This is a genomic window from Streptomyces sp. HSG2 (genome assembly GCF_016598575.1).
In the GTDB taxonomy this organism is placed as follows: Bacteria; Actinomycetota; Actinomycetes; order Streptomycetales; family Streptomycetaceae; genus Streptomyces.
Window position 1 is genome coordinate 408,586 of sequence record NZ_CP066801.1, and the last position, 19,409, is coordinate 427,994.

17 protein-coding genes are annotated in these 19,409 nt (G+C 72.5%); 3 read left to right on the forward strand and 14 right to left on the reverse strand.

Going from position 1 to position 19,409, the window contains the following annotated elements; all coding sequences use genetic code 11:
* Position 1: 1 nt before the first annotated feature.
* The 12 genes from JEK78_RS01325 to JEK78_RS01380 all read right to left on the reverse strand — a co-directional run bounded on the left by JEK78_RS01325 (position 2) and on the right by JEK78_RS01380 (position 14,242).
* Positions 2-763 (reverse strand): SDR family NAD(P)-dependent oxidoreductase, encoded by a 762-nt coding sequence (locus JEK78_RS01325; protein WP_242483225.1) that lies wholly within the window; start codon positions 761-763, stop codon positions 2-4.
* Positions 760-1,788, reverse strand: coding sequence for a 2,3-diaminopropionate biosynthesis protein SbnB (gene sbnB / locus JEK78_RS01330; protein ID WP_200262252.1), 1,029 nt, complete (start codon positions 1,786-1,788; stop codon positions 760-762). The genes JEK78_RS01325 and sbnB overlap by 4 nt, the downstream gene beginning before the upstream one ends.
* On the reverse strand, positions 1,785-2,885 hold the full coding sequence (gene sbnA / locus JEK78_RS01335) for a 2,3-diaminopropionate biosynthesis protein SbnA (protein ID WP_200262253.1): 1,101 nt from the start codon (positions 2,883-2,885) through the stop codon (positions 1,785-1,787). Before sbnA ends, sbnB begins: the two co-directional genes overlap by 4 nt.
* Positions 2,882-5,206 (reverse strand): lantibiotic dehydratase, encoded by a 2,325-nt coding sequence (locus JEK78_RS01340; protein ID WP_200262254.1) that lies wholly within the window; start codon positions 5,204-5,206, stop codon positions 2,882-2,884. The genes sbnA and JEK78_RS01340 overlap by 4 nt, the downstream gene beginning before the upstream one ends.
* A complete protein-coding gene (locus JEK78_RS01345; protein WP_200262255.1) occupies positions 5,203-6,378 on the reverse strand; it encodes a PLP-dependent aminotransferase family protein in 1,176 nt (391 codons plus the stop codon). Before JEK78_RS01345 ends, JEK78_RS01340 begins: the two co-directional genes overlap by 4 nt.
* 5 nt (positions 6,379-6,383) lie before the next feature.
* Positions 6,384-6,626 (reverse strand): acyl carrier protein, encoded by a 243-nt coding sequence (locus tag JEK78_RS01350; protein ID WP_200262256.1) that lies wholly within the window; start codon positions 6,624-6,626, stop codon positions 6,384-6,386.
* Positions 6,607-8,130, reverse strand: a complete 1,524-nt coding sequence (locus JEK78_RS01355; protein ID WP_200262257.1) for an AMP-binding protein — start codon at positions 8,128-8,130, stop codon at positions 6,607-6,609. The genes JEK78_RS01350 and JEK78_RS01355 overlap by 20 nt, the downstream gene beginning before the upstream one ends.
* Positions 8,117-9,052, reverse strand: coding sequence for an ACP S-malonyltransferase (locus JEK78_RS01360; RefSeq protein WP_200262258.1), 936 nt, complete (start codon positions 9,050-9,052; stop codon positions 8,117-8,119). Before JEK78_RS01360 ends, JEK78_RS01355 begins: the two co-directional genes overlap by 14 nt.
* A 100-nt stretch (positions 9,053-9,152) precedes the next feature.
* A complete protein-coding gene (locus JEK78_RS01365) occupies positions 9,153-9,947 on the reverse strand; it encodes an ABC transporter permease (protein ID WP_200262259.1) in 795 nt (264 codons plus the stop codon).
* The gene (locus JEK78_RS01370) at positions 9,944-10,906 is read right to left on the reverse strand and encodes an ABC transporter ATP-binding protein (RefSeq protein WP_200262260.1); all 963 of its coding nucleotides are present in this window, start codon (positions 10,904-10,906) and stop codon (positions 9,944-9,946) included. The genes JEK78_RS01365 and JEK78_RS01370 overlap by 4 nt, the downstream gene beginning before the upstream one ends.
* A gap of 1,219 nt (positions 10,907-12,125) precedes the next feature.
* Positions 12,126-12,629 (reverse strand): lactoylglutathione lyase family protein, encoded by a 504-nt coding sequence (locus tag JEK78_RS01375; RefSeq protein ID WP_200262261.1) that lies wholly within the window; start codon positions 12,627-12,629, stop codon positions 12,126-12,128.
* A 437-nt stretch (positions 12,630-13,066) separates the two neighbouring features.
* Positions 13,067-14,242 carry an acyl-CoA dehydrogenase family protein gene (locus JEK78_RS01380; protein ID WP_200262262.1) on the reverse strand — a complete coding sequence of 392 codons (1,176 nt, stop codon included), beginning with the start codon at positions 14,240-14,242 and terminating at the stop codon, positions 13,067-13,069.
* Between the two features lie 294 nt (positions 14,243-14,536).
* On the opposite strand from JEK78_RS01380, the gene dhaK reads away from it, so the two are divergent.
* The 3 genes from dhaK (at position 14,537) to JEK78_RS01395 (ending at position 16,614) form a co-directional block, all read left to right on the forward strand.
* On the forward strand, positions 14,537-15,529 hold the full coding sequence (dhaK, locus tag JEK78_RS01385; protein WP_200262263.1) for a dihydroxyacetone kinase subunit DhaK: 993 nt from the start codon (positions 14,537-14,539) through the stop codon (positions 15,527-15,529).
* Positions 15,530-15,602: 73 nt separating this feature from the next.
* Positions 15,603-16,211 (forward strand): dihydroxyacetone kinase subunit DhaL, encoded by a 609-nt coding sequence (gene dhaL, locus JEK78_RS01390; protein ID WP_200262264.1) that lies wholly within the window; start codon positions 15,603-15,605, stop codon positions 16,209-16,211.
* Positions 16,204-16,614 (forward strand): PTS fructose transporter subunit IIA, encoded by a 411-nt coding sequence (locus JEK78_RS01395; RefSeq protein WP_200262265.1) that lies wholly within the window; start codon positions 16,204-16,206, stop codon positions 16,612-16,614. The genes dhaL and JEK78_RS01395 overlap by 8 nt, the downstream gene beginning before the upstream one ends.
* Positions 16,615-16,689: 75 nt before the next feature.
* Here JEK78_RS01395 and JEK78_RS01400 read toward each other — a convergent pair whose 3' ends face one another.
* On the reverse strand, positions 16,690-17,259 hold the full coding sequence (locus JEK78_RS01400; protein ID WP_200262266.1) for a PadR family transcriptional regulator: 570 nt from the start codon (positions 17,257-17,259) through the stop codon (positions 16,690-16,692).
* Between the two features lie 76 nt (positions 17,260-17,335).
* Positions 17,336-19,351, reverse strand: a complete 2,016-nt coding sequence (locus JEK78_RS01405) for an NADPH-dependent 2,4-dienoyl-CoA reductase (protein WP_200262267.1) — start codon at positions 19,349-19,351, stop codon at positions 17,336-17,338.
* Positions 19,352-19,409 lie beyond the last annotated feature (58 nt).

A 19,409-nucleotide genomic window follows, 5' to 3' on the forward strand; every position in this document is an offset into this window, starting at 1 on the left:
GCTAGACGGGGATCATTCCGCCGTCGACGGTGAGCACCTTTCCGGTGATGTAGGAGGCGCCGGCACCGGCAAGGAAGGCGGCGGCCTGGGCGACCTCCTCCGGCGTCCCCATGCGCCCCATGGGGATGTCCTGCTGGGCCCGGGCCCGATGGGCGGGCGAGAGCCCCTTCACCATGTCGGTGTCGACGAACCCCGGCGCCACGACGTTCACCCGGATTCCGCGGGCGGCCACCTCGTAGGCCAGGGTCCGGCCGAGGGCGATCACACCCGCCTTGCTGGCGGCGTAGTTGGCCTGCCCCGCGCGACCGGCGATGCCGCTGGTGGAGGAGACGAGGACGATCGCCCCGCCGCCGACGTACATCAGCTTGGTCGCCTCGCGCGCGGTGAGGAACGAGCCGGTGAGGTTGGTGTCGACGACCTGCCGCCACTTGGCGCCGCTCATGGCGGCCAGGTGGCCGTCGGCGGTCACTCCGGAGTTGAGGACGGCCACGTCGAGCGTTCCCCAGGCGGCCCTCAGCTCCTGGTACATCGCGGTGACCTGCGCCTCGTCGGAGACGTCGGCCCGGAGCAGCAGGCAGTCCCGGCCGAGGCCCCGGATCCGGTCCGCCACCTCGCCTGCCTTGTCGGCGTGGGAACGGTAGTTGACGGCCACGTCGCACCCCTGTTCGGCCAGGGTCACGGCGACGGCGGCGCCGATGCCCCGTGATCCGCCGGTCACCAGGGCCTTCGCACCCTCGACGAAGGGGCTCCGCACGGCGCTCACGTCGTCTCCCCCGTCAGCGTCGAGGTGACTCGGTGTGGCCCGGGGGCGAATCCGTCGACCTCGACGCCCAGCCCCTCCCGTACGGCGTGGTCGAGAACCGACCGCGCCACGGCGAGGTCGAGGACGCCCAGGCCGAAGGGGGAGAAGACGATGGTTCCGCCGGTCGGCGGAGTAACGGCCCCCTCCAGGACGGAGGCGATCTCGGTCCGGACGAAGTCCCTTGACCCGCGCAGCTGTTCGGCCCGATGGAGGGAGGTCTGTTCCCGGACTGCGTGGTCGATGTCGTCGACCACGTTGTGGGAGGCGAGCACGGATTCCGCGGCGAGATCCCGCAGCGACAGGTGGAGGATCACCTGACCCTCCGGGCGGTCCGGGTGGGCGGCCAGATCGAGCCAGTAGGTCGAGTCGGTCGTGGCGACGCTCACCGTGGCGGCGCGAAGCGCGGCGGAGACGTCGCCGGTGCGGAAGCGGATGCCCGGGTGCGTTCGGCGCAGCTGAGTGGCGAGCACCTCGGCGCGCTCCGGGACGACGTCCTGCAACAGCACCGTCTCCAGGTCCGGATGGGTCACGGCCAGGAAGGTCATCACGCGCTGGTTGATCGTCCCGCATCCGACGAGCGCCGCGGTACGGGCCTCCCGATCCCCCCGGAGGGCCGCTCCGGCGAGGGCCGCGCTCGCCGCGGTCCGCGAGGCGGAGATCCGGCTCGCCTCCAGCAGCGCGACCGGGTACCCCGTGTCCAGGTCGTTGAGGACCTGGACGGAGGAGGCCCGTTGCAGCCCCCGGTCCACGTTGCCGGGGAAGGACGAGATCCACTTCAGGCCCATCACGGGCTCGGGGCCGCCCAGGTAGGCGGGCAGGGAGATGACGCGGGAGCCGGTCGGCTCGGGCGGGCGCAGGAACCCGGAGAACGGAACTCGCGAACGGCCCTCGCCGTGCAGGAGGTAGGCGGTGCGCACCGCTTCGAGGACGGCGGACTCACGGCCCGTCAGAGCCGCCTCGACGTCGTCGCGGTTGAGAATCCTCATGCCTGGTTCACTTCCTGTTCGGGGTGGAGCGGGCGGCCGTCGGCGGACCGGAGGTGGGTGTCCACCCAGGAGTCGGAGTAGATGGTGTCGAGGTAGCGGTCCCCCCCGTCGGGCAGCACCGCGACGCACCTCGCGCCCGGTTCCATCCAGGACGCGGAGCGCTCCAGGGCGCTCACCACGGCCCCGGAGGAGCCTCCGGCGAGAATGGACTCGCGGGCGAGGAGTCGACGACAGCCGCGCACGCAGTCGTCGTCGCCGACCCGGATCACCCGGTCCGCGAGGTCGGGTCGCAGCAACGGCGGCACGATCGCCGCCCCGTGCCCGGGGATGAGCCGCCGGTGGCGGGGGTCCCCCTGACCGGTCGGACCGAAGATCACGCTTCCCACGGCGTCGACCGCCACCACCTTGGTGGTCAGACCGTTCTCCCGGCAGTAGTCGGCGCAACCCCTGAGCGTGCCGGTGGTGCTGGTGGCGAGGAAGAGGTAGTCGGGTGCGCCGTGCAGCGCCTCGCAGATCTCGCGCATCGTGTGGTGGTGCGCGAGGGCGTTGCACTCGTTGGCGTACTGGTTGGGCCAGTAGGCGTCGGGAAGGTCACGCAGCAGCGCGCGGACCCTGGCGATGCGGGCCGGGAGGAACTGGCCCGTGACGGGGTCGGGGTCGACGACTTCGACCCGTGCGCCGTAGGCCCGCATGATGGCGATGTTCTGCCTGGTGGCGTTCGGGTCCACCACGCAGGTGAAGTCGATCGAGTGGAAGTTGCAGAGTTGTGCGAGCGCGATCCCCAGGTTTCCGGAGGACGACTCGACGACCGTGGAGACCCCGGGTAGGACCTTCGCCGTCCGGATGGCCTCCTCCAGCATGGACTTGGCGGCGCGGTCCTTGATGCTCCCGCCGGGGTTGAACCGCTCGCACTTGCCGTACACCTGGAAGCGGTCGGGTGGGAAGAGTCGGTCGAGGGCGACGAGCGGTGTCCCGCCGATCGTCTCGGTGATGTCGCCGATCGTCGCGGTGACGTCGCCGATCGTCGCGGTGGTCTCAGGCTCCAGGGGGCCGCGCGCGGCGGGGACGGCCGATTCACCTCGGGTTGCCAGGCTCATTCCGACACCTTCCTGCTGATCTGCAGACGCAGTTCGCTGACGTAGCGCTCACCGTGGGAGTCCGCCAACCAGGAGTCGTCCGGGTCCGGCAGAGGTTCGCTCAGGACGACGGTCGCCTCCGGGTCCTGCCGGAGGGCGGCGCGGACGGTCGTCGCGAAGGACCGCACCAACGTCGGGCTGGTGAGGTCGACGAGATAGGGCTTGGTCTCCGCCTGGAACTTCACGAAGAGGCGGTCCGGCAGGGAGGCACGGGCGCGCCAGTCGCGGACGGCCAGGTAGTCGCGCTCGGCGTCCGCCTTCTCCGGCAGGCCGACGTCCGCGAGCCGCGGGCGCCAGGTCTCCCGGAAGAGCACCAGGTCGTCGAGGGTGACCCGGGGAGCGTGCGCCCGGTCGAGTCCGATCTTGAAGGCGTCCGCGGCGATGATCGAGATCGGCACTCCGAGGAGTTCGGCGATGTCGCGCTCGCGGCCGTCGGGCGTGGTCGCGGTGACCGTGCCCTCGCTCTCGCGCAGAGTGATGGACGCGGCGGGGTCCACCCGGGCACGGTCGTCGAACGGGGCCCGGGTGAAGCCGATCAGTCGATCGGTCGTCCCGACGTGCGCGGGCACCACCCGCCCGCTGTTGCGGATCCAGTCCACGGGCAGGAGCGGCACCAGGCGCCCGCCACCAAGGGCGGAGTTGACCTTGTCGCGGAGCGGGGGATCGTCGGTGGTCCAGGCCAGCGAGCTCGGGTCGAGGGTGGCCAGGCAGGCGTGGAGTTCACCCAGAACGGTGATGTAGGAACCCTCGTTGACGGCCGCGACGGACGGCGCCGCGATCTGCAGGTCCGGGCTGTGCAGGGCGAGGTGAGGGGAGCGCACCGGTCCGGTGGCGAAGGCCACCCGGGCCCGCCCCTGGATCTCCGCCACCGAGAACCGCATCCGCGTGGGCAGTTCCGCCGCCGGGTCCACCCCCAGTGTCTCCTGCCACTTGCGGGCCAGCTCGGCGGTGGCGACGCGCACCGGCGTCGGGTGGTCCCCCCAGAACAGGTTGAGCACCCGCGGCCACACGTCGGCGAGTGTCACGACGCCGACGGCGGAGCGGGGCGCGGCGGCACGGACGAGACCCGCCACCTCCGCCTCGACCAGCTCCGCCAGCCGGTTGCCGAACCAGTCGGCCGCGTCGGCCACGAGGGCCAGGGGGCGGGCGATGCCGTCGATGAAGTCGCGCCCCAGGTCCATGCGGCAGTCCCGCAGGGAGTCCTGGTAGCAGAGGGTGCGCCCGGCGTACATCTTGCCCTGCTCCCGGGAGGCGGCCCGCCCCGTGGTCCGGTGGAAGTAGGCGTCGAGTCGGTCGAGGGACTCGGCCAACTCCTCCGCGGTGGAAGAGCCGTCGATGGCCTCGCGCAGCCCGTCGAGCTCGGCCAGGACCTCGCGGAAGCGGGCGAGGAGAGTGGGGTCGCCGACACCCGCCACGCGCCTGCGCAGCACCGCCTCGGCGCGGACGTCGACGGGGATGTTGGCGTCCCAGGTGACCACGCGCTGCCGCACGAGCCTGGCCAGGGCCTTCTCCACCCGTTCCCGCGCCGATGCGGCGTCCCAGCCCGTCTCCTGGGCGATGGCGTCGGCGCTGCGGTCTCCGTCGGCGAGACCCAGGACACGGGCGTCGTCGTCCCGGAGGCGGATCGTCCGCCCGCCCGCCAGGACGAGCCGGTCGCCGTCGAGGTGCACGTCGGCCCGGAGCATCGGGGGGAACCACCAGCGGGCGCCCGGCTGGGCGACCATCCAGTCGCCGAGGGCGGCCACGGCCCAGCGCTCGAAGGACGTGTGGCGCTCCCGCGTCAGCGCGGGACCGTGCTCGACGTCCACGGCGCGCCGGCCCTGTCCGACGGTCATCCACGCGCCGGGGCCGAAGAACCCGATCATGTCGGCCTTGGCGCAGTAGCGGAGCCAGTACATGGCGATGCCGCGTTCTCGCCGGCGCCGCCTGCTCGCGCTGCCGCGTCCCTCGACGACCGAGTCCAACACACGGTAGATCGTGCGGTTCTGCCAGGCGACGGCACGGCGGAAGTCGCCGTCGGCCGCCAGATCGGCCAAGGCCCGCGACTCGGCGTCGCTGTCGGCCCGGTAGGCGGCGTGGAAGGCCTCCGTTCCGTCGGTCCCGACCCGATCGGCCGACCGCGCGGCGCGTGGACCGCCGAGGATTCCCAGGCCGGACACGGGGAAGCCGGCACCGCGCAGCAACCCGACGTCCCAGACCCGCCAGTCGCTGTCGCCCAGCGGATGGGCGGGGGCGAAGTCCACTCGGTCGACCGTGCGGGCCGGGGAGACTCCATCGGTCATGACGCCACCTCCCTCAGGGCGGAGGACAGCCGGGCGACGCCCGTCGCGATCCGCTCCCTGGGCACGTGGCTGAAGCAGAGCCGCAGGCGATCGGAGGGACCGCCGTCGACCTCGAAGTGGGTGCCGGGGACGAAGGAGACGCCCCGCTCCTCGGCCGTCGCGAGGAGGCGGGCGGTGTCCAGGCCGCCGCGGTGACGCAGCCACAGGTAGAAGCCGCCCCGGGGCCGTCGCCACGTCCAGTCCTCGCACGAGCCGAGCTCGCGCTCCAGGGCGTCCGACATCAGCGCGCAGCGCTCGCGGTAGCGGGCACGGTAGCGGTCGATCAGCTCGGTCCAACCGTGTCCGGTGTGGAAGGCGGCGATGGTGGCCTGTGCGAGCGCCGAGGGCGAGAGCGTCATGACCTCCGCGGTGCGCCGCAGCGCGGAGACCCACGCGGTCGGCGCGGCGATCCACCCGCAGCGCAGCCCCGGCGCGAAGACCTTGGAGAAAGTGCCGAGGTAGACGACGCGTTCGGGGGCGATTCCCCGCAGGGCCGGGGTGGTCTCGCCGTCGAAGCCGAGCAGCCCGTACGGATTGTCCTCGATCACCAGCAGGTCGAGTTCCTCGGCGACCGCCAGCAGTTCGCGACGCCGGTCGAGGGGCAGGGTGGCACCCGTCGGGTTCTGGAACGTGGGGTTGCAGTAGACCAGTCGCGCCGTGTGGCCGTCGCGCCGGAGTTGAAGAATCGTTTCTCTAAGGCCGTCCGGCGACAGGCCTCCCGCGTCCTCCGGTATCGCGCGCGGTCGCAGGCCCGCCGTGCGGAAGGCGGCCGATGCCCCGGGGTACACGGGGGCCTGCACCAGCACCGTCTCCCCCGGCGTCCCCAGCGCCAGCCCCGCCGCCATCAGTCCCATCTGCGAACCGCTGGTGGGGATCAGGTCGTCGGCCTCGGCGCCCGCGCCCTCCCGGGCCATCAGGTCGACGATCGCCGGCACCAGCGCCCGGGCCACGTGTGGCGTGCTGTACTGAAGGGCGACCTTGCCGCCGAGCCGCACCAGCCGGGACAGCCGCCCGGAGATCGCGTCCACGGGCAACACGTCCAGATCGGGCAATCCGCCGGCGAAGGGGATCAGGTCCCCTCCGCGCTCGAACAGCCGCGGCATCTCGACCGAGGGGCGCGCTTCGGTCCACATCGCCCTCAGCGCCCCGTCCCCGCGGCCACGCGCTCCTGGACCGCGCGCCACAGACCCTCCGGCGTGGCCTGGGCGGGGTCCGCCAGCACGCGCGGGTCCAGTTCCACCTCGAACTCGTCCTCGACCGCCATCAGGAGGGCGACGGTCCTCAGCGAGTCCACGCCCAGCAGCGCGAGGGGGGTGTCGCGATCGGTCACCGTGACGGAGCAGGTCCGCTCCACGAGGCGGTCAAACTGTGACTGGTTCATGGGAAGTCCCGGTCTGTGCGGAAGGGGCGATGTCGTGTTCTCCGGCCGTCGCGGCACACAGGCGCCGCACGGCCTCGCGATCCGGCTTGCCGTTCGCGGTCAACGGAACGTCCTCGATCAGGACGATCCGATCGGGCATCCGGGCCCGGTCGAGGAAGCGCGCGAGCCTCTCGCGGACCTCCTCCGGTCTCAGGGCGGTCAGCACCGCCAGCCGCAGCGGCGCGTCCTCGTCCTCCGGTCGGAGCGCCACGGCGGCGGTCACCCCGGAGATCCGTTCGGCGGCGTCCTCGATCTCGGTGAGACCGATACGGACACCACGACGCTTGATCATGTCGTCGTCGCGACCCACGAAATAGAGCAGGCCCTCCTCGTCTAGGTAGCCGCGATCGCCGGTGCGCAGTTCGAGCGAGCCGTCGTCGCGGCGCGCGTAGCGGTTCTGGCGTTCCAGGGGCAGTCCCCAGTAACCGTCCATCACCGTGCTCCCCCACACGACGATCTCTCCGACCTCCCCTGGGCCGAGGGCGCTCCCGTCCGCCGCGACGACGCGCACGTGGTCGCCGGGGATGGCCCGGCCGACGGACCCCGGATGGGTGGCGTACTCGGCCGGGTCGAGGATGGAGATGCGCTGGCACTCCGTCATGCCGTACATGGAGGCGAACACCGACCCGGGAAAGAGTTCCAGGAGTTCGGCGACGACCGCCTGCCCGGGGCGCGCCCCCGTGTTGGTGAACAGTCGCACGGCGGTGGGCCGGCGCGACCTGCGGCGCAGCAATGTCAGCATCTGGGCCAGGGACGGCACCAACGGCACCACCGTGACGCCGTGTCGCTCGATCGTGCTCAGCAGTCCCCGGTCGCCCTCCCGGTCCGCGAGCACCAGGGTGGCACCGTTCAGCGCGCACAGGAGCGCCTGGTAGAGCCCGTAGTCGAAGGAGAGCGGCAGCCGGCACAACACCACGTCGTCGGCGCGGTAGCCCAGGCGGGCGTCGACGGCGCGGGTCGCCGCGAGCATCTGCCGGTGAGGGCAGACCACGCCCTTCGGCCGCCCCGTCGTTCCGGAGGTGTAGATCAGCACGGCGATGTCGTCGTCCGTGACGGAGCCGACGTGGTCGTCGGCCGGGAAGCCCCCGATCTCCCGCCGGGCGCGATCGACCTCGACGGTGCGTGTCGCCCGGCTCCCGGCCGCGGAGCCGCAGATCGCGAGCCCGGCCGAGCAGTCGCGGACGACGTGGGCGACCTGGTCGTCGGTCAGTTCCGGATGCACCGGGACGAAGACCGCGCCGAGGCGCAGGGCGGCGTGGAAGACCGAGAGGAAGGTGGCGTCGTTTCCTCCCGCGTACACCACCCGGGCTCCACCGGAGACACCCTGGGCACGCAGCCATCCCACCGCCCGGTCGACCCGCTCTCCCAGGTCGCGGTAGGTCACGACGCCGCCGTCGGGGTCCACCACGGCGGGGTGGTCGGCTCGGTCGATCCTCGCGCGCGCGAACAGGTCACAGACCGGCATGGGTCGCTCCTTCCGTCGGGCGGGCCCCGTTGAGCCGCGCGCGGACCCTCCGCAGGTCGCCGGAGGTGTTGACGGGCACCACGCGCAACTCGGGGAAATGGCGCCGCACGATGTTGCCGAGCGTGCGGGAAGGAGGAAGAGCCACGGTCGTCTCCGGGGCCGTCCGCGCCAGCGCCGACAGGCACAGGTCCCACCGCACCGGACGCACGACCTGGTCCACCAGGCGCCGTCGGATCGTCTCCGGGTCGACGACGGACTCGCCGTCGGCGTTGGACAGGTACACGCCCCGGGGGCGTCGGAACGGCATCGCCGCCGCCGCCTCGGCCACACGCCGTCGGGCGGACTCCATGTGGTGGGTGTGGAAGGCCCCCGCCACCTTCAGTGGCGCGACCGTGCTGCCAGGCGGTGGTTCCGCCGCCAACAGCCGGAGATCCTCGGTCCGTCCGGCGGCCACGATCTGACCGGCCCCGTTGAACGTGGCCGCGGTGAGACCGCGTTCGGAGATCGCCCGGACCACGGCCGCCTCCTCCCCGCCGACCACCGCCGCCATCGACGTCGGGGCCGCGTCACAGGCGTCCGCCATGGCACGCCCGCGGATGGCTGCCAGCCGGACGGCGTCGGTGGGTTCGAGGACGCCCGCGTACACGGCGGCGGTGATCTCGCCGACGGAGTGGCCCACCGAGAGCGTCGCCTCGTCGACGACACCGTCGTGGGCGAGCAGTCCGACGGCCACCAGCAGGGGTTGGGTGTTCTCCGTCCGATCGATCTCCGCGGGCGAGGCCCGGGTCCCCAGGTGCGCCAAGTCGAGGTCGGCGGCCTCGGACCACACGCGGATCCGATCGGCCGACTCCGGGTCACGCAGGCGTCCGGCCAGCATCCCGGGGGTCTGGGAGCCCTGTCCCGGGGCGATGAAGGCAATCACCAGCTCTACACCCTCTCGGTGGGGGTCTGTGAGGGACCCGTCGCGCGGTCGGCGAACGGTTCCGCGCGGGGCGGCGGTCCTCGTGGCGGTGGGGAAGGGGCTACGCGCGGCTCGTGCTCCGGGCGAAGCGTCGGATGGCGATGAAGGAGAAGGCGGCGAGCCAGGCGAACAGGTTGAACACGGCCCCGGCCAGGCTCATGTGCTCGCCGCTGAAGGCATAGCCGTCGGTGAGGGCGTAGCGGGCGAGCGTCGACACCCCGTACATGGGGGTGTAGCTGGAGATCTGGAGCATCGTCCCGCTCAGCGGGATGAAGAGGTTGCCGAGGAAGGCGAGGGCGGTCATCGTCAGACCCGGTACGTGCGTGACGGTGTCGGGCTTGAGGGCGAGGCCCATGGCGATGCCGAGCGCGGCGAAGACGGCGGAGCCGAGCCAGGCGACGAGCAGCGCCGTCACCCACACACCGGCGTCGGCGCGCGCTCCGGTCAGGAAACCCAGCACACCGATGATCGCCACCGGCACGGCGGCCATCACCACCGAGCAGAACACCTTGACGAAGAGGTACCCGGGTGGGGCGAGCGGGCTCAGGGCGATCGTGCGCATCCAGCCGGTGGACTTCTCGATGGAGATCGTCGCCGAGGAGCTGATGGCGGCCATGGCCGCCCCGTACACGGCCAGCCCTGTCATCATCCAGGCGGCGAAGTTGCCGTGCGCGAGGGTGCCTCCCTCCGGCCCCGTACGGAACAGCGCCAGGTACAGGACGGCGGGCAGCAGGATGGTGAAGATCGTGGTCTGCCGGCTGAACCGCCTGCGGAGCTCGAAGAGGACGAAGGTGAGGTTCACGCCGCCCAGCGGGGAGGCCGGTGCTTCGGGGGCGGATGTGTCGAGGGTGGTCATCGCCGGTCTCCTCGGGCGGTGCGATCGTGTTCGGTGATGGCCAGGAAGGCGTCCTCGAGGCTGCGCGGTACCACCTCGATCTCCCTGGCGGACGTGCGGTGGACGAGCAGCCGCACGACGGCGTCGGAGTCGGCGCAGTCGAAGACGTACCGGTCGCCTCGCACGGTGTGGGAGCGGACCTCGGGGGAACCGGCGACCAGGGCCGCGTCCGGGCCGGTCATCACGGCCGAGACCGTGCGTCCGCTGATGGCCGACCTGATGGTGGCCACGGAGCCGTCGGCCACGACCCGACCTCGGTCGATCATCACGACCCGGTCGGCGAACTGTTCGGCCTCCTCCACGTAGTGGGTGGCGAACATGACGGTCGTGCCGCGCGCGGCGTCCTCCCTGACCGCCTCCCAGAACTCCCGGCGTGCCACGACGTCCATCCCGGCCGTCGGCTCGTCCAACACCAGGAACTCGGGGTCGGAGAGCAGAGCGAGGGCGAAGCGCAGCCGCTGCTGCTCTCCCCCGGAGCACTCGGCGACCCGTCGACGTCGCAGCCGGGCGATGCCCGCCCTGCGGATGGCACGCTCCGGATCGGCGTCGGGGTGGAGCGAGCCCAGCATCCGCACCGTGGCCTCCACGGTGAGGTCGGGCAGGAGCCCACCCGTCTGAAGGACCGCGCCGACCCTTCCCGAGCGCACGGCCTGGCGGGGGGCCTCGCCGAAGAGCCGGGCCTGTCCGGAGTCCGGCGGCACGAGCCCGAGCAGGATGTCGATGCTGGTGCTCTTGCCCGCGCCGTTCGGCCCGAGGAAGGCCACGACCTCGCCTCGTAGAACGCGCAGGTCGAGACCGTCCACGGCGGTGACCTTCGCGCCCTTGGTGTCGATGTAGCGCTTCGCTATCGCGCTCAGGACGGCGACCTCGGACGCGGTCGTCCGCCGCGGTTCGGGGCGAGACTGGGTATGGGCCGTCATCAAAGTCTCCAAAACTGGGTAGAGTTGCCTCGCGGCGATTCGCCATGGACCTTTGCTTCAGCGATCTACCCGGCGCCGGTCCGGCGAAGTTCCTGGATCACGTGCGACACGGCGGGCGGAAGCGACGACTCCTCCCGCGCCCCTCTCGCCCCCGAGGCGGTGGGGATCGAGGATCGGGGGGCTCCCGCCCCTGTCGGCCCCCCGGCGGGACACACCACGCCGTCGGAATGCTGGACTCTCATGGGCACCTCACCTCGCGCTCCGTCTTCCTCGGACGCCGCCCCGCCGTCGCCCGGACCCGCGACCGGCCGGAGCCGAGGACCCCCGAAGACCCTCGCGTCTCGCGACCCGCCGGAGCCGGGCGGGCGCCACAAGGGGACTCACCTCGACGTTGGCGGCTGCGAAGGTCGACCGTCACTCTCTCGGATGACCTCGCGTTGACGAACGTATCCGGGAAATTCGGCCATATCGACAAGGGAAAGGTGCGGAGATGGCAAAGCGCTTGCCTGTTCGCTCCGTGTAGGGACCGGGACGCGACAACGGTCGCCCCGTGGCCGAACCCGCGGGACGGCACGCGGCGCGCCGGGAATCTCCACCGAGGGGCCCAAAGATCCGACCCCGCCGAGGGCACGGCGCTCACCGGCGGCCCCCTCCGGTGAGGTTCACGCCTGGTTCACGGCACTCCCCTCATCGACCTCACGAGGCCGCCCGGACACATGTGACAGACGGGAGCCATGCGCATGATGTCCGTATTCCGCGGGGCGCGGTCGCCTGCCAGGCACGGTGGAAGGGCGTCTCGGGCATGGACGCGTGGCGTCCGTCGCCGCGGATGGCTGTCGCCTCGGGAGAGGGGCGGCTCACGGTGAGTGGGCCGGTCGTGGTCGGTCGATGCGGTGGCCTGCGCCGCGTCGTCGGCTTCGCCGTTCGACCGGGCGCCGAGTCGGGCCGGCCCCGGCCGGGTGCCAGGGGCGGTCCCGAGGCCGGCAGAGCCGGCCGACCCCGCCTGTACGGCTTCGCGGGGCGGGCGGGGTCCAGCCCCCGGCGGCGATCTCGGCGTCCGGCCGCGCCGGGGGGCGGGCCCGCCCGTGTCGGCCTCGCGATCGGCCCGTTGGATCACCCTCGCCGCGTCCGGCCGGCGTCTGCCACCGGAATCGCCGACCCGGGCGCGAGGAGGAACCGCCTCGATGCGCTCACCCCGCCCACGCCCGGATCGGGAGCCTCAGCTGTAGTCGCCGGCCGAGTAGGTGAGTTCGTAGGAGTGGCTGTACAGCTCGATGATGTTGCCGAAGGGGTCCTCGCAGTAGACCATCCGGTAGGGCTTCTCACCCGGGTAGTAGTACCGCACCGGCATGCGCTGCTTGCCTCCCGCCTCCACGATCCTGGCGGCCAGGCCCTCGACGTCCGGGTCTTGTACGCAGAAGTGGAAGACCCCGGTCTTCCAGTACTCGAAGTTGTTCTCCGGGTCCTCGGAGTTGGGGAACTGGAAGAGTTCCACCCCTACCCGGTCGCCGGTCGACAGGTGAGCGATACGGAACGACCCCCATCCGGCACCGAAGACGTCGGTGCACATCACCCCGATGGGAGAGTCGTCCTCCTCGACGAGCGTCGGAGGCATGATGACGTACCAGCCGAGGACTTCGGTGTAGAAGGAGACAGCACGCTCCAGGTCGGGCACGCTGATGCCGATGTGGGAAAAGGTGCGGGGGTAGACGGATCCCTGCAAGGCGACCTCCGTGGTACGTGGTTTCGGTCCCCTCGCCCTCCGCTTCCGGGGAGGGCGCACGGGCGACCGCCTTCACTGTACCCACGGCTAGCGCCGGACGGCCGAGCCACGCCCCCCGTCGGCGTCGGGAGCGCGTCGGCGGCGGGCCACGAGGGTGCGGGGGCGACCGGCGCGGCGGTGAACGGCGTCGACGACGCGACCCACCCGCCCGACGGGGCGGCTTGCCTCCCGACCTCCTACTCGCCGCCGGACGGCCGCCGGCCTCGTCGGACACCCGACCCGGGAGGAGCCCTCCCACGCCGGAACGCGCTCACGCGGGTGGCGAAGTCGGTCACCCGGGCCCCGGACCCCGCGACCCACCGAGGTGGGTCGACCGCCACCGCCCAGGACGGACGAGGTCACCTCCTGGGGGCCGAGCACGGGCCGAGCCGCGTGGGTCACCTTCGCACGCGCGGCATGCCCAGGCCGATCCACGCGATGATCTCCCGCTGGATCTCGTTGTTGCCGCCACCGAAGGTGAAGATGACCGCGGAGCGGTAGCCGCGCTCCAACTCGCCGCCGAGGACCTCCCCGGCGGAGCCCTCCTTGAGAGGACCCGCCGCGGCGAGGATCTCCATGAGCCACGCGTACGCGTCGCGGCGCGCCTCGGAGCCGTACACCTTGACGGCGGACGCGTCCTGCGGGGTCAGGGTGCCGTCCTCGACCGCCCCGACCATACGCCAGTTCAGCAGCCGCAGCGCCTCCAGCCGGGTGTGCGTGCGCGCCAGGAGACGGCGGACCCAGGGCAGGTCGACGACCCGCCGCCCGTCGGAGAGCACGGTCTCCGAGGCCCACCGTCGCACGTCGCGCAGGGCGCGGACGGCCATGGTGCCGTGGGCGGCGAGGGTGACCCGCTCGTGGTTGAGCTGGTTGGTGATCATGCGCCAGCCGGCGTTCTCCTCCCCGACCCGGTTGCCTACGGGGACCCGGACGCGGTCGTAGTAGGTCGCGGCGGTGTCGTGTCCGGCGAGGGTGCGGATGACGGTGTACGAGTAGCCGGGGGCGCTGGTCGGCACCAGGAGCAGGGTGATGCCGCGGTGGGCGGGCGCGGCGGGGTCGGTCCGCACGGCGAGCCACACCCAGTCCGCGGTGTCGCCGTTGGTGGTCCAGACCTTCTGCCCGTCGACCACGTAGGTGGCGCCGTCGCGGACGGCACGAGTGCGCAGCGAGGCCAGGTCCGTGCCGGCGCCGGGTTCGCTGTAGCCGATGGCGAAGTCGATCTCGCCGGAGAGGATTCGTGGCAGGAAGAACGACTTCTGCTCCTCGGTGCCGTATCGCATGAGCGTGGGACCGACCGTGTTGAGCGCCATCAGCGGCAGGGGGACGCCCGCCTGGGCGGCCTCGTCGAAGAAGACGTACTGCTCGCCGGCGCTCAGCCCGCGACCGCCGTACTCCGTCGGCCAGCCCACGCCGAGCCAGCCGTCCGCGCCGAGTCGACGGATCGTCTCGCGGTAGTACCTCTTCCGGCGCGCCGGGTCCGGCGGTAGGTCCGCCGGCTCCGGCGCCAGGTCGGCGAAGTAGGACCGCAGTTCGCCGCGCAGCCTTCGCTGCTCGGGCGTGTGGGAGAGATGCACGGCACAGCCTCCAGGTCCCCGGCACCGGTCACGTCGGGCGCACACGGTAGGGCGCGGCGCGACAAGGGGGAAGGGACGCGCGGTGGTCCGTCGCCGGCGGAACGGGGATCGGTGGCGAACGGGAGGGGCGGGGCGCGTGGGCGGAAGGAGACGGGGAACCGATGCCCACGGGCGCGGCGCGCGGGTGACCGGCGCGGCCCCAGGGCCGATACTGCTGGTGTGGGAGTACCGTCGGCGGCCGGGCGACGGCGCTGCCGGGTTTGATGTCGTCGCGCGTGGGCCCGGGAGGCACCCGTGAAGATGTTGATCAATGTCCCCGAGACCGTCGTGGCGGACGCCCTGCGCGGGATGTCGGCCGCCTATCCGGAGCTGACGGTGGATGTCGCCAACCGGGTGATCGTGCGACGCGACGCCCCGGTCGCCGGCAAGGTCGGGCTGGTGTCCGGTGGGGGGTCGGGGCACGAGCCGTTGCACTGCGGGTTCGTCGGCCCGGGCATGCTCTCGGCGGCCTGTCCCGGGGAGGTGTTCACCTCGCCCGTGCCCGACCAGATGGTGCGCGCGGCGGCGGCCGTCGACAGCGGGGCCGGCGTGTTGTTCGTGGTCAAGAACTACACCGGGGACGTGTTGAACTTCGGCATGGCCGCCGAACTGGCCGAGGACGAGGGCGTCCGGGTCGCGACGGTGCTCGTCGACGACGACGTGGCCGTGGAGGACGGTCTCCACACGGCCGGGCGGCGCGGCACCGGGGCCACGCTCTTCGTGGAGAAGATCGCGGGGGCGGCGGCCGACGAGGGGCAGCCACTGGAACGGGTGGAGGCCACGGCCCGTCGGGTCAACGAGGTCTCGCGCAGCTTCGGGGTCGCGCTGAGCGCGTGCAGCACACCGGCCCGGGGCGGCCCCGCCTTCGACCTGCCCGCCGGATCGCTGGAGATGGGGGTGGGAATCCACGGCGAGCCCGGCCGCGAGCGGCGGCCGATGATGACGTCCGGGGAGATCGCCGAGACCGCCGTCGACGCCGTCCTGGCGGATCTCGACCCCCGCGGCCCGGTGCTGCTCCTGGTCAACGGCATGGGAGGCACGCCACTGCTGGAACTCCACGGCTTCCACGCCGAGGTACGGCGAGTCCTGGAGCAGCGCGGGGTCCCCGTCGCCCGCGTCCTGATCGGGAACTACGTCACCTCGCTGGACATGGCGGGCGCTTCGGTGTCGCTGTGCCGACTCGACGAGGAGCTGCTCCGGCTCTGGGACGCTCCGGTGAGCACCCCCGCCCTCCGCTGGGGCAGATGACCTCCGGCCCCGTGCCGAGCGCCGTGAAGCCCGCCCGCCACGCCGTCCGACCCCTACCGCACAGGAGTCCCCGTTGTTGGACGCAGCCTTCTTCCGCCGTTGGATGACGGCGACCGCCACCGCCGTGGAAAGGGAGGCCGATCGGCTCACGGCGCTCGACGCCCCCATCGGCGACGCCGACCACGGCACCAATCTCCGGCGGGGCTTTCGGTCCGTCGCCGCGACACTCGACGAGCGGGCACCCGACACGCCGGGAGCCGTTCTGGTGCTGTGCGGTGGGCGCCTCCTCGCCACCGTCGGGGGTGCCGCCGGGCCGCTGTACGGGACACTGCTGCGCCGCGCCGGAAGGGCGCTCGGGGACGCGCCCGAGGTGGACTCCGAGGAACTGCGGGTGGCGCTGGGCGCGGGGGTGGAGGCGGTGCGGGCGCTGGGCGGTGCCGCCCCCGGCGACAAGACGATGGTGGACGCGCTCGAACCCGCCTTGGAGGTCATCGGCGAGTCGTTCGCCGAGGCGGGGCGGGCGGCCGAGGCGGGGGCACGGGCCACGATCGGGATGCGCGCCCGCAAGGGCCGGGCGAGCTACCTGGGCGAGCGCAGCGTCGGCCACCAGGATCCGGGGGCCACCTCGGCGGCTCTGCTCGTGGTCGCCCTCCGGGACGCCGTGGAGGCGGGCGATGAGTGAGGCCCCACCGGTCGGGGTGGTCCTGGTGTCGCACAGCGCCGAGGTGGCGCGCTCCGTCGCCGATCTGGCGCGCGCCCTGTCGGGCGGCGGGGCCGACGTCCCGGTGGCGGCGGCGGGCGGTGCGCCCGGTGGCGGCTTCGGCACCAGCGCGGACCTCGTGACGGCCGCCGCGGCGGAGGTGGACCGGGGGGCGGGGGTGGCGGTCCTCGTCGATCTGGGCAGCGCGGTGTTGATCGTGAAGGCGCTTCTGGCCGAGGAAGGCGAGTTGCCCAGGGGAACCCGTCTCGTGGACGCCCCCTTCGTGGAGGGAGCCGTCGCGGCGGTGGTCACGGCGAGCGCCGGCGCCGACATCGACGCGGTGGAGGCGGCGGCACGCGAGGCGCACTCCTACCGGAAGCACTGAGCGGCGGAGGGGAAGCGCACCCGACCGGGCGCGGTGCCGATGCCCCGGGGTCCGTCGGGCGCGGTCGGCCAGGGGTCAGTCCGGGGGCGACGGATCCACCCGAGCGGGACCGGACAGATCCGCGACCTCGCCCAGGGCGTGCCGCAGCCACTCCGTCCAGAAGGTCTCCAGGTCGATGCCCGCGCGCAGCACGAGATGGCGCAACCGGTCCTCGGCGCCGTCCCGACCGGGCGGGAAGTCCCGGTCCTCGATCTCCCGGTACTCGGCCAGGCGGCTCTCGTGCAGTTCCAGATGGCGGCGAAGATCGGACTCGATGCCTCGGGTCCCGACGACGGCGGAGGCCCTCAACCGGAGCAGCATCGGGTCCCGGAGGGGCTTGGGTTCCTGCGCGGCGGCGGTCCAGCGGGCGAGTTCGGCGCGACCGGCGGGCAGGACCTCGTAGGCCTTCTTCTGGCCGCGCGCCGGCTGTTCCGGGGAGAGCGCCCGGATCAGGCCGTCCGCCTCCAGCTTTCCCAGCTCGCGATAGATCTGCTGGTGGGTCGCCGACCAGAAGTAGCCGATCGACCGGTCGAAGCGGCGGGTGAGTTCGAGTCCCGAGGAAGGCCGCTCCAGCAGGGCGGTCAGGATCGCGTGCGGGAGTGACATGGGCTCATCCTAGGGACGGGCGGCTCCGGGGGCGGGCCGGCGAGAAGGGCCGGCCCGCCCCCGGCGGGCGGTGCGGCTACAGCGCCGCGGCCACCTCGGTGCCCTGCTTGATCGCGCGCTTGGCGTCCAGTTCGGCGGCGACGTCGGCACCGCCGATCAGGTGGACCCGGCGGCCGGCGGACCGCAGCTCCTCGTACAGCTCGCGGCGAGGCTCCTGCCCGGTGCACAGCACGATCGTGTCCACCTCCAGCACCCCGCTCTCGCCGTCGACGGTGAGGTGGAGTCCCGCGTCGTCGATCCGGTCGTAGGCGACGCCGGCGACCATGGTGACGCCCCGTTGCCTGAGTTCGGCCCGGTGGATCCAGCCGGTGGTCTTGCCGAGTCCGGCGCCGACCTTGGTCGTCTTGCGTTGCAGCAGATGGACGGAGCGCGGCGACGCCGGCCGCTCGGGCGGGGTGAGCCCGCCCGGGCCGCGGTGTTCCATGTCCACGCCCCAGTTTCTGAAGTACGTCGGCGGGTCCTCGTGGGCCCGGTCGCCGACGTCGGTGAGGTACTCGGCGACGTCGAACCCGATGCCGCCCGCGCCCAGCACGGCCACCCGGTCGCCGACGGGTGCCTCGCCGCGCAGGACGTCCAGGTAGCCGACGACCCGGGGGTGGTCGACCCCCGGGATCTCGGGGACCCGGGGGGTGACGCCGGTGGCGACGACCACCTCGTCGTATCCGTCCAGGTCGGCGGCGGTCACCTCCTGGCCCAGACACAGCCGGACGCCGTGGGCGTCGAGCCGGTCGCGGAAGTAGCGCAACGTCTCGTCGAACTCCTGCTTGCCGGGGACGAGGCGCGCCACGTTGAGCTGGCCGCCGATCTCGCCGGCGGCGTCGAAGAGGGTGACGTCGTGGCCACGCTCGCCCGCTCCGACCGCGCAGGCGAGCCCGGCCGGCCCCGCCCCGACGATCGCGACGCGCTTGCGCGTGCGAGTCGGGGACAGCACCAGCTCGGTCTCGTGGCAGGCGCGGGGATTGACCAGGCAGGAGGTGATCAGGCCGCTGAAGGTGTGGTCCAGGCAGGCCTGGTTGCAGCCGATGCAGGTGTTGATGGCCTCCGGGCGCCCGGCGGCGGCCTTGGCCACGAAGTCGGGGTCGGCGAGCATCGGGCGTGCCATCGAGACCATGTCGGCCGCGCCCTCGGCGAGCAGGCTCTCGGCCAGTTCGGGGGTGTTGATGCGGTTCGTGGTGACCAGCGGCACCGAGACCTGGCCCATCAGCCGCCGGGTGACCCAGGTGTAAGCCCCTCGGGGCACCGAGGTGGCGATGGTGGGGATGCGGGCCTCGTGCCAGCCGATACCGGTGTTGATGATGGTGGCGCCGGCCGCCTCGACGGCCTTCGCCAGCGTGATCACCTCGTCCAGCGTGGAACCGTCCGGCACCAGGTCGAGCATGGAGAGCCGGTAGATCAGGATGAAGTCCTGCCCGACGGCCTCGCGTACCCGCCGGACGATCTCCACGGGGAGGCGCATCCGGTTCTCGTACGGGCCTCCCCAGCGGTCGGTGCGGCGGTTGGTGCGCGCCGCGATGAACTCGTTGATCAGGTAGCCCTCGGAGCCCATGATCTCCACGCCGTCGTATCCGGCGTCGCGGGCGAGGCGGGCGGTTCGCGCGTAGTCGTCGATGGTGCGTTCGATCTCGGCGTCGCTGAGTTCACGCGGGGGGAAGGGGCTGATCGGCGCCTGGAGCGGGCTCGGGGCCACCAGGTCGGGATGGTAGGCGTAGCGGCCGAAGTGCAGGATCTGCATCGCTATGCGACCGCCCTCGGCGTGTACGGCGTCGGTGACGACGCGGTGCCGGGTCGCCTCGGCCTCGTCGGTGAGCTTGGCGCCGCCCTCGTAGGGCCGACCCTCGTCGTTGGGTGCGATGCCACCGGTGACGATCAGTCCCACGCCGCCCCGGGCCCGGGCGGCGTAGAAGGCCGCCATGCGCTCGAACCCGCGCTCGGCCTCCTCCAACCCGACGTGCATGGAGCCCATCAGGACCCGGTTGGGCAGCGTGGTGAAGCCCAGGTCGAGCGGGCTCATCAGGTGGGGGTATCGACTCATCTGGCCCTCCGTGCGCGGTGTCGTTCCTCTGTTGTAGAGGACCGAACCCTGTTTTGCA

What these genes read in the sequence shown, in the direction of transcription:
- JEK78_RS01400 (WP_200262266.1), bottom strand. Translation starts at nt 17,259, where the DNA reads ATGTCACTCCCGCACGCGATCCTGACCGCCCTGCTGGAGCGGCCTTCC.
- sbnA (WP_200262253.1), bottom strand. Translation starts at nt 2,885, where the DNA reads ATGAGCCTGGCAACCCGAGGTGAATCGGCCGTCCCCGCCGCGCGCGGC.
- JEK78_RS01350 (WP_200262256.1), bottom strand. Translation starts at nt 6,626, where the DNA reads ATGAACCAGTCACAGTTTGACCGCCTCGTGGAGCGGACCTGCTCCGTC.
- JEK78_RS01370 (WP_200262260.1), bottom strand. Translation starts at nt 10,906, where the DNA reads ATGACGGCCCATACCCAGTCTCGCCCCGAACCGCGGCGGACGACCGCG.
- JEK78_RS01345 (WP_200262255.1), bottom strand. Translation starts at nt 6,378, where the DNA reads ATGTGGACCGAAGCGCGCCCCTCGGTCGAGATGCCGCGGCTGTTCGAG.
- JEK78_RS01395 (WP_200262265.1), top strand. Translation starts at nt 16,204, where the DNA reads ATGAGTGAGGCCCCACCGGTCGGGGTGGTCCTGGTGTCGCACAGCGCC.
- JEK78_RS01405 (WP_200262267.1), bottom strand. Translation starts at nt 19,351, where the DNA reads ATGAGTCGATACCCCCACCTGATGAGCCCGCTCGACCTGGGCTTCACC.
- JEK78_RS01355 (WP_200262257.1), bottom strand. Translation starts at nt 8,130, where the DNA reads ATGCCGGTCTGTGACCTGTTCGCGCGCGCGAGGATCGACCGAGCCGAC.
- sbnB (WP_200262252.1), bottom strand. Translation starts at nt 1,788, where the DNA reads ATGAGGATTCTCAACCGCGACGACGTCGAGGCGGCTCTGACGGGCCGT.
- JEK78_RS01365 (WP_200262259.1), bottom strand. Translation starts at nt 9,947, where the DNA reads ATGACCACCCTCGACACATCCGCCCCCGAAGCACCGGCCTCCCCGCTG.
- JEK78_RS01340 (WP_200262254.1), bottom strand. Translation starts at nt 5,206, where the DNA reads ATGACCGATGGAGTCTCCCCGGCCCGCACGGTCGACCGAGTGGACTTC.